This is a genomic window from Tardiphaga sp. (assembly GCF_044340795.1).
Lineage (GTDB): Bacteria > Pseudomonadota > Alphaproteobacteria > Rhizobiales > Xanthobacteraceae > Tardiphaga.
On sequence record NZ_JBIISY010000234.1, the window covers coordinates 1 to 9,056 of the forward strand.

At 63.9% G+C, this 9,056-nt stretch carries 10 protein-coding genes and 1 other RNA gene; 8 read left to right on the forward strand and 3 right to left on the reverse strand.

The window, feature by feature from the left end; genetic code table 11:
• Positions 1 to 88: 88 nt before the first annotated feature.
• On the reverse strand, positions 89 to 2,074 hold the full coding sequence (tkt, locus tag ACIQ17_RS26700; protein WP_398472343.1) for a transketolase: 1,986 nt from the start codon (positions 2,072 to 2,074) through the stop codon (positions 89 to 91).
• Positions 2,075 to 2,391: 317 nt separating this feature from the next.
• On the opposite strand from tkt, the gene ACIQ17_RS26705 reads away from it, so the two are divergent.
• The 7 genes from ACIQ17_RS26705 (at position 2,392) to ACIQ17_RS26735 (ending at position 5,336) form a co-directional block, all read left to right on the forward strand.
• The gene (locus ACIQ17_RS26705) at positions 2,392 to 2,718 is read left to right on the forward strand and encodes a DUF4164 domain-containing protein (RefSeq protein WP_398472344.1); all 327 of its coding nucleotides are present in this window, start codon (positions 2,392 to 2,394) and stop codon (positions 2,716 to 2,718) included.
• A gap of 7 nt (positions 2,719 to 2,725) precedes the next feature.
• Entirely contained in the window at positions 2,726 to 3,109 is a 384-nt protein-coding gene (locus tag ACIQ17_RS26710; RefSeq protein WP_398472356.1) for a cell division protein ZapA, read from the forward strand.
• Positions 3,110 to 3,161: 52 nt separating this feature from the next.
• A non-coding RNA gene (ssrS, locus tag ACIQ17_RS26715) (6S RNA) lies at positions 3,162 to 3,321 on the forward strand.
• A gap of 28 nt (positions 3,322 to 3,349) precedes the next feature.
• A complete protein-coding gene (locus tag ACIQ17_RS26720) occupies positions 3,350 to 3,619 on the forward strand; it encodes a type II toxin-antitoxin system ParD family antitoxin (protein WP_398472345.1) in 270 nt (89 codons plus the stop codon).
• 3 nt (positions 3,620 to 3,622) lie between these two features.
• Positions 3,623 to 3,919, forward strand: a complete 297-nt coding sequence (locus ACIQ17_RS26725) for a type II toxin-antitoxin system RelE/ParE family toxin (RefSeq protein WP_398472346.1) — start codon at positions 3,623 to 3,625, stop codon at positions 3,917 to 3,919.
• Between the two features lie 15 nt (positions 3,920 to 3,934).
• A complete protein-coding gene (locus ACIQ17_RS26730; protein ID WP_398472347.1) occupies positions 3,935 to 4,516 on the forward strand; it encodes a 5-formyltetrahydrofolate cyclo-ligase in 582 nt (193 codons plus the stop codon).
• 1 nt (position 4,517) lies between these two features.
• On the forward strand, positions 4,518 to 5,336 hold the full coding sequence (locus tag ACIQ17_RS26735; RefSeq protein WP_398472349.1) for a TIGR00282 family metallophosphoesterase: 819 nt from the start codon (positions 4,518 to 4,520) through the stop codon (positions 5,334 to 5,336).
• 106 nt (positions 5,337 to 5,442) lie between these two features.
• Here ACIQ17_RS26735 and ppk2 read toward each other — a convergent pair whose 3' ends face one another.
• Both ppk2 and ACIQ17_RS26745 read right to left on the reverse strand, forming a co-directional pair.
• Positions 5,443 to 6,369: a polyphosphate kinase 2 gene (gene ppk2, locus ACIQ17_RS26740; protein WP_398472351.1), complete on the reverse strand. Its 927-nt coding sequence runs from the start codon at positions 6,367 to 6,369 to the stop codon at positions 5,443 to 5,445.
• Positions 6,370 to 6,561: 192 nt separating this feature from the next.
• Positions 6,562 to 8,316, reverse strand: coding sequence for a methyl-accepting chemotaxis protein (locus ACIQ17_RS26745; RefSeq protein WP_398472353.1), 1,755 nt, complete (start codon positions 8,314 to 8,316; stop codon positions 6,562 to 6,564).
• A 188-nt stretch (positions 8,317 to 8,504) separates the two neighbouring features.
• Here ACIQ17_RS26745 and ACIQ17_RS26750 point away from each other — a divergent pair.
• Positions 8,505 to 9,056, forward strand: a 552-nt coding sequence (locus ACIQ17_RS26750) for a YebC/PmpR family DNA-binding transcriptional regulator (protein ID WP_398472354.1), incomplete at its 3' end; no start/stop codon positions are given.

The window sequence follows — 9,056 nt, forward strand, 5'->3', positions numbered from 1 at the left end:
GGGCTTTATATAGTGGCGTTTGTGGGCGTTTCATGCCCTGAATGGAACGCCGGTGCAATGTGTCAATTTCACCAGCGTTCCGATAGAGTTAAGCCGCGTTGTGCTTGCGGGTCGCGGCCTCGACGACGGCTTCCGGCGTGATGCCGAACAGCTTGTACAGCTCCTTCGCCGGCGCGCTGGAGCCGAAGTGCTTCATCCCGATGAAGATACCGTCGTGGCCGATCACCGAATCCCAGCCGAAGCGCACGGCGGCTTCGACAGCGATCTTGACCGGCGCGTCGCCGATGATCGCCTTCTGCTTCTCTTCCGGCTGCTCCAGCAGCAGTTCGAGCGACGGCACGGAGACCACGCGCGTCGCGATGCCTTTCTCGTCCAGCGTCTTCTGCGCGGCAACGGCGATCTCGACTTCCGAACCCGAGGCGAAGATCGAGACGGCGGCCTTGCCGTTAGCTGCGACCAGCTCGTAGCCGCCATTGGCGCAGAGATTGTCGTCGTGATGCGTGGTGCGCACCGGCGTCAGGTTCTGGCGCGAGAGTGCCAGCATGGTCGGACCGTTGGTCTTCTCCATCGCGAGCTGCCAGCACTCGGCGGTCTCGACGGTGTCCGCCGGACGCAGCACGCGCATGTTCGGCATCGCGCGCATGGCGGCCAGATGCTCCACCGGCTGGTGGGTCGGGCCGTCTTCGCCAAGACCGATCGAGTCATGGGTCATGATGTAGATGACCGGGATCTGCGCCAGCGCCGAGATGCGCATCGCCGGGCGTGCATAGTCGGTGAAGCACATGAAGGTCGCGCCGGCGGGGATGAAGCCGCCATGCAGCGCGATGCCGTTCATGGCCGCGGCCATGCCCATTTCGCGGATGCCGTAATGGACGTAACGCCCCTTGTAGTCGCCGGGCTTGATCTCGACCGCCTGCTTGGTGCGGGTATTGTTGGACGGCGTGAGGTCGGCGGAGCCGATCACCATTTCCGGCACCACCTGCACCAGCGCTTCGAGCGCAAGCTCGCTGGCCTTGCGGGTCGCTACGGTCTGCGGCTCGTCCACCAGCTTTTTCTTCAGCTGACGGATCGCGTCTTCCATCGCAACGGGACGCTTGTGATCGTTGCGGCGGATGAATTCGTCGCGTGCGGTTGCCGGCTGCGCCTCCAGACGCTTCTGCCAATCGGCATGCGCGGCCGCGCCTTTCTTGCCAACATCGCGCCAGGCATTGAGCACATCATCCGGAACTTCGAACGGGCCGTAATCCCAGCCGAGCGCCTTCTTGGTGGCTGCGATTTCCTCGACGCCGAGCGGTTCGCCATGCGCCTTGGACGTGCCGGCCTTCTTCGGCGAGCCGAAACCGATGGTGGTCTTGCAGGCGATCAGCGACGGACGATCCGACGACTGCGCCTCCTTGATTGCCTTGGCGATCGCGACCGGATCATGGCCGTCGATCTGCACCGCGTTCCAGCCATGGGCCTTGAAGCGCGCGACCTGATCGACGCTGTCGGCAAGGGTCAGCGGGCCGTCGATGGAGATGCCGTTGTCGTCATAGAGGAAGATCAGCTTCGACAGCTTGAGATGGCCGGCCATGGCCAGCGCTTCGTGGCTGACGCCTTCCATCAGGTCGCCGTCCGAGCACAGCACGTAAGTGTAGTGATCGACGAGATCGCCATATTCTGCGGCCAGCATGCGCTCGGCGAGCGCGAAGCCGACGGACGTCGCAACACCCTGTCCGAGCGGACCGGTGGTGGTCTCGACGCCCGAGGTGTGGAAATTCTCGGGATGGCCCGGCGTCGCCGAATGCAGCTGGCGGAAATTCTTCAGCTGGTCGAGCGTCATCTCCTTGTTGCCCGTGAGGTACAGCAGGGCATAGAGCAGCATCGAGCCATGGCCGGCGGAGAGGATGAAGCGGTCGCGATCCGGCCACTTCGGATCGGCGGCATCGAATTTCAGGAACTGGGTGAACAGCACGGTCGCCACATCGGCGGCGCCCATCGGCAGGCCGGGATGGCCGGAATTTGCCTTCTGCACGGCATCCATGGCCAGGGCGCGAATTGCATTGGCCATTTTCGAGTGATCAACCTGCGCCATCGTGTGTTCCGTCTGACTTGAAGGGAGTGAACCGGCTGCAACCGCTGGGCGTGCGGCTCTGCAGCATTTGCGGCATCGCATTGGAGAACGGGTGGATAGCACCTCGGTTCCTGGGAGTCCAAGCCGTCCCCGGAAGTCCAGCCCTGTCCGCAGGATAACCCCGGTTTTTGACCGCTTTACGGTGCATAGGTTTTGAGCCGGCGTTGCGTCTGGCGCGCCGTCCGCCTAAATTTCGAGCCTTAAAACCTTGCCGTGACGTGCTTTTTGGCGTCGTGCCCCGTCATCAGGTTCCACCAGTCAGGTCTTTATTCGCCGGTATGATCGAACGTCCCGCCCATCTGTCTGCGTCCGATCCCGCCCAAGGCGGGGCGCAGGAGATCGACTCCGCGACGCGCCGGCTGATGACCGCGCTGGACGCGCTCGAAAGTGCGGTCGAGCGTCGGCGCGAGGCTGATCGCGACGAGGACGAGCTTGCGGCGCGGATCCAGGCGCTCGGCGCCGACCGTTCGCGTCTGGCCGACGAGCTCGATGGCTCGCTGGTGAAGACACGCAGGCTCGAACGCACCAATCGCGAAATCGCGGGTACGCTGGATGTGGCCATTGGCACCATCCGCACCGTGCTGGCGGAGCAAGGCCGTGAGTGAGCGCGACATGACCCATGTGAACGTCACCATCAATGGCCGCCAGTATCGCATGGCGTGCGAGGAGGGGCAGGAGACCCGCCTGCTGCGTCTCGCCGAGAGCCTCGAATCGCGCGTCACCGGTCTGCGCGGCAAATTCGGCGAGATCGGTGATGCCCGTCTCACCGTGATGGCGGCGCTGATGGTGGCCGATGAACTCGTGGATGCCAATGCGCAGATCCGCGCGCTGCAGGAAGAGCTGATGGCCCTGCGCGACGTCCGCGTCGTCGCCGCCGACCGCGCCCGGGCGACCCAGACCGCTGTCGCTGCCGCACTCAACGCGGCCGCCGAACGGATCGAGAAGACCACGCAGGTCCTCAACCGCACCATCGGCGGCGGCGTGGCGATCGGTTGAAGGCTGCTGCAGCCACTGGCGCATCCGCTTCATAAGCCCTACATTGCACCTCGCGAGGCTGCGTCGCGCGTCAGGAGCCATATATCCCCGGGGCCTTATCGATCCTTTAGGGAACTGTCCCTGGCCAGGTCCGTGGACCTGGACACACGGTGCCCACCTACTTTCGTAGGTGCTCCGGGATCGCGTGCTTCAACGGCCAACGTGGCTTCGCACTTTTCTTTTTTTGGGCTGGAGCGAGAGATGACAATGAAAGTCTCATTGCCCGAAGAGCTCAGCGCCTTCGTCGAGGCGCAAGTCGCCGACGGCCATTATGCGAGTTCGGACGAGGTGTTTCGCGACGCGTTGCGGCTGATGAAGGATCGGCACGAGAGCCTCGAATGGCTACGGCAAGCCTATCGCGAGGGGATCGAGAGTGGGTTCGATGATGAGCCACTCGATTTCAAGACCATCAAGGCAGAAGGGCGCGTGCGCCTCGAAAAATTGAAGCGCCTCGAAGAAGCCAAGAGATGAGCGATGCAGCTGCGCACTTCGCGATATGTGCGCGGCGATCTCGATGCGATCTGGATTTCCATTGCCAGGAATAGTGTGTCCGCTGCAGATGCGTGGCTCGACAAGATCGAAGCCCGCTTCGCGCAACTCGCTGAATTTCCAAATTCGGGTCCGGCCCATCCGGAGATTGTCCCTGATGTGCGGGCGCTGGTGGTCGAACGTTGGGTGATCATTTATCGCGTCACGGCGGATTTCGTGCATATCGTCCGTGTCGTCGATAGCGCCCGCGATCTGGCGCACTTGGACCTCCCCAAGGATTAGCGTTAGGGTTGGGCAATGATGCTGCCCACCCCCAACAAGACCGAACTCCGCATTGCCGCTCTCGCCCGCCGTGCCGCCTTGGCCGCGGCCTATCGCGATGCCGCTGCACGCGCGTTGGCTTCCCACGCCTTTCCGCTACCCATCACCCCCGGCACCATCGTCGCCGGCTATTCCCCGATCCGCAGCGAAATTGATCCCGTGCCGCTGATGCAGTCGCTTGCCACCGAAGGCGCGCGTCTCGCGCTGCCCGTGATCATCGCGCGCGACGAGCCGCTGATGTTCCGCGTCTGGGATGCGGCAAGTGCTCTCGTTGGCGGTTCGCTCGGCATTCTCGAACCGCCGCCGGAAGCGCCGCAATTGATGCCGGATATCCTGCTGGTGCCGCTCGCCGCCTTCGATCGCGCCGGCCATCGGATCGGCTATGGCGCCGGGCATTACGACCGCACCTTCGCGCAGCTGCGCGCGATCAAACCTTTCACCGCCATCGGCCTGGCTTTCGATACCCAGGAGATCGAATCCATCCCGATGCAATCGCACGACGTCGCGCTCGATTATATGCTAACCGAGACGCGTGTGATCGACTTCCGGAGCAAATAGATTGCGTATTCTCTTCATCGGCGACGTCGTCGGCAAAACCGGCCGCGTGGTGATCCTCGACAAGCTTCCCGGCCTCATCAAGGACTGGAAACTCGATCTCGTCGTGATCAATGGCGAGAATGCCGCCGGCGGTTTCGGCATCACCGAGTCTATCTACAATGATCTCATCGATGCCGGCGCCGATGCGGTGACGCTCGGCAATCACGCGTGGAATCAGAAGGAAGCGCTGGTCTTCATCGAGCGCGCGCCGCGCCTGATCCGCCCGCTGAATTTCCCGCGCCACACGCCCGGCCGCGGTGCCGCGCTGGTCGACGCCAAGAGCGGCGCGCGTGCGCTGGTGATCAATGCCATGGGCCGCATCTTCATGGAGCCGCTGAACGATCCCTTCGCCGGCATCAACAAGGAGATCGAGGCCTGCCCGCTGGTGGACGCGGCCGACGCCATCGTCGTCGACTTCCATTGCGAGGCGACCAGCGAGAAACAGGGCATGGGCCACTTCTGCGATGGCCGCGTCAGCCTCGTGGTGGGCACCCACACGCATATCCCGACTGCCGATCACCAGATCCTGCCCGGCGGCACGGCTTACATGACCGACGCCGGCATGACCGGCGACTATGATTCCGTGATCGGCATGCAGAAGGAAGAACCGGTCCGCCGCTTCGTCACCGGTATTCCCTCCGGCCGTTTCGAACCGGCCTTCGGCCCTGCGACGCTGTCAGGCGTCGCGGTGGAGACCGATGACAAAACGGGCCTCGCCACGAAGATCGCTCCGGTGCGCATTGGCGGAAGGCTGTCGCAGACGGTACCGGATTTCTGGTGAGTCCGTAGCCCGGATGGAGCGAAGCGCAATCCGGGACTCGGAGTTCAAGACATCGCACGTCCCCGGGGTTCGCTACGCTCCACCCGGGCCACCCAATGGTGCCTGATCAATACTTCTCCGGCACATACATCTCCGGCGGCACCGGCTTGCGGAAATAGTCGGGATTGCGCACGCGCGGCGGCAGGATGACTTCTTCCTGCGGCACCTCGCCATACGGGATCTGCTCGAGCAGATGCGAGATGCAGTTCAGGCGCGCCTTCTTCTTGTCGACGGCTTGCACCACGTGCCACGGGGCTTCCGGAATATGCGTGTGCTCCAGCATCGCTTCCTTGGCCTTGGTATACTGCTCCCAGCGCGCGCGCGACTGCACGTCCATCGGCGACAGCTTCCACTGCTTCAGCGGATCGGCGATGCGCATCGAGAAACGCAGGTGCTGCGCCTCGTCGGTGATCGAGAACCAGTATTTGATCAGGATGATGCCCGAGCGCACCAGCATCCGTTCGAATTCCGGCACGGTGCGGAAGAACTCTTCCACCTCGGCCTCGGTGCAGAAGCCCATCACGCGCTCGACGCCGGCGCGGTTGTACCAGGAGCGGTCGAACAGCACGATTTCGCCGCCGGCCGGCAGATGCGAGACATAGCGCTGGAAATACCACTGCGTGCGCTCGCGCTCGTTCGGCGCGGGCAGGGCGGCGACGCGGCAGACGCGCGGATTGAGGCGCTGGGTGATGCGCTTGATCACGCCGCCCTTGCCGGCGCTGTCGCGGCCTTCGAAGATCACCACGACCTTCAGCTTTTCGTGCTGCACCCAGCTCTGCAGCTTCACCAGTTCGCCCTGCAGGCGGAACAGCTCCTTGAAATAGGTGCGGCGATCGACCGATGAGGTCAGCGGTTCGCCGGCGACCTCATCGGCCATCTGGTCGAGGCGGTCCTCGTCGAGTTCGAGTTCCATTTCCTCGTCATAGCTGTCGAGCATCTCCTCGCGGACGCGGTCATGCATGGCCTTTGCATTGTCGGGGGAGAGTTCGTTCATGGTCGCCTCGGGAAATCGATGGATGATCAATGTCAGTCCGGTGGGTTGAACCAATATCGAATGTCATTGGTATGACATCGGTTCCCGGAGGGCCCGTAGGGCGGATTAGCGCAGCGTAATCCGCCGGCCGAGTTCATGGTGGAGACTCCGCGGCGGATGACGGCTTCGCCTGATCCGCCCTACGGCCGGACGCTACAGCTTGTACGCCGTCCGGAACCCGCCCCAGTGCCGGCCCTGCACGCGCACCGGCACGTCGATCTCGCGCATCATCACCGTCTGGCCGTTGCCCATGTCGCGGGCATAGCTCTGGATCAGATAGGCGCGGGTGTTGCGCCCCGCCGCGAGCCCGGCGGGATCGTTGAAGATGCGGCGGTTGCGGCTGTTGGCGGTGTTCCAGGCCACATCGCCGGGCCGCTGCGGTTTCGAATAGATGCCGTTATGCACGGGCAGATAGCCGTTGCGGTCGATCATCGCGCAGAATGCCAGGCGAGAGTCTTTGGCAAGAAACGCGTCCTGGAATTCCGGCAGCGCGCGATCCGCCCAGGGCAGGATCTTCGTGCGATATTGCACGGGATTGCTGCCGGCGATCTCCTCATAGGCCTCGTCGAACATTGCATCGAGCGTGATCGCGCCCGATGCGATGCCATCGGCAAAGATCTTGTTGAGCGCCGCGCCGGCATCGAGCGCACGCGTCACGAATTCCGTGTTCTCGTCATGGATCGCCCATCGCCGATCTTCGAGGCGGCTGATGAAATGTGCGTCCGGCGCCACGAAGCGCGCCTGCGCGCCGCCTTTGTCATGGGCGTCGATGCGCAGCCGGCACGGACCGACATCGCCGAGCTCTGCCGTCAGCACCTCGTGCAGCGACAGCCGCGCGGCATCCGGCCCGCCGATCAGCACGCCGTCCATGGCGATCTCATAGACCGGCGCGCGCAGCCGGCCGCCGCGCGTGTCGATCGCGATCTGGAGATGGCAGGGCAGGCGCTCGCGCTTGCGCTGCTCGTCGCTGTCCGCATCCTGCTTCAGCAGCACCGCACAGCGTGATTTCAGCTTCGACGCAAACAGCGTCACGGCGGCACCGGCCTGCGCGACCTCCGCGCCATGCGCGGTCGCTGCTTTCGCGGCCGCCTCGATCTCATGCGCGCTGTCGCCCACCGCCACGATGAATTGCGAGGCAGAGGCTGCGTTGCTCGACATCTCGCTGGTGGTCGCATTCTGCTCGGCCACCGCGCCATTCACATGAACAAACACCGGGCGGATCGCCTCGATCGCCATCGAGATGCGGTGCACCGCCTCGACAGAGCTGGCGGCGTCGCGTTGAAGCGCATCGATCTTGGTCCTGATTTCCTCGGTTGCGCCCTGGGTCTGCACGGCCAGCGCCTTCACTTCGGTGGCGACAACGGCAAAGCCGCGGCCGGCCGCACCGGCGCGCGCCGCCTCGATGGTCGCATTCAGTGCCAGCATGGTCGTCTGCCGTGCGATCTGCGCGATCAGCTCCAGCACCTGGCCGATGGCGGCGGAGGAATCCCGCAGCCGGTCCACATTCATGCTGGCTTCCTGCGCGGCTGCGCCCGCTTCATCGGCCAGCTTGCTGGCGTCGCGCACCTGCGCGCCGATCGCCTGCGCCGAATGGGTGAACTTGTCGGCGGCATGGGCGAAGGTCGTGGCAGTGGCCTGCGCGGTGCTGCTGCGATCCGTCAGCGCGTCGGTGCGGGACCGGATCGCCGCAAGCGTCGCTGCCGTCGATTCGGCGCCGCCGGCTACCGAGCCGGCTGCCTTTTCCAGCTGTCGCACGAGCCCGCCCAGTTCGAGTTCGAGCAACTCCAGGATGTCGCGGGCAGGGTCCGGGTCCGGCAGCCCCGGAATAGCGGAAATGGCTGTGTTTTCGGACACGATAGCCGGCTCGGCCGCCGCAGCCGGCCGCTTGCGAAACAGTCGAATCGCCATGCTCCCCCGCTTTTATGCAATTTATGCGAGTATCGTTGCACCTATCGGTGAAACGATCGTTAAGCGGTTGCCAGCGCGGCGATCCGATCCTGCCCAATCTGCTGCATATCTTTGATTTTGCGGGATTCGCGGCCTATAACCCCGCGCCACAGCCCATCATTTGACGTCGGACGATCGAGAGAGACCGCATGGCCGGACATTCCCAATTCAAGAACATCATGCACCGCAAGGGCCGTCAGGATGCCCAGAAGTCCAAGTTGTTCTCAAAGCTGGCGCGCGAAATCACAGTGGCGGCGAAGCTCGGAACGCCCGATCCGGCCATGAATGCGCGGCTGCGCTCCGCCGTGATCGCGGCCCGTCAGGAAAACATGCCGCGCGATAATATCGAGCGCGCCATCAAGAAGGCGGTCGGCACCGAAGGCGAGAACTATGACGAGATCCGTTACGAGGGCTACGGTCCGGGCGGCGTCGCCGTCATCGTCCAGGCGCTGACCGACAACCGCAACCGCGCCGCGTCGGACATTCGCTCCTTCTTCACCAAGTCCGGTGGCAACATGGGTGAAACCGGCTCGGTGTCCTTCATGTTCGACCATGTCGGCGTGATCGAATACGACGCCGACAAGGCCTCCGCCGACGACATGCTTGAAGCCGCCATCGAGGCAGGCGCAGACGACGTGGTGTCGAGCGAGAACGGCCACGAAATCTATTCGTCGCAGGATGGTTTCCACGAAGTCGCCAAG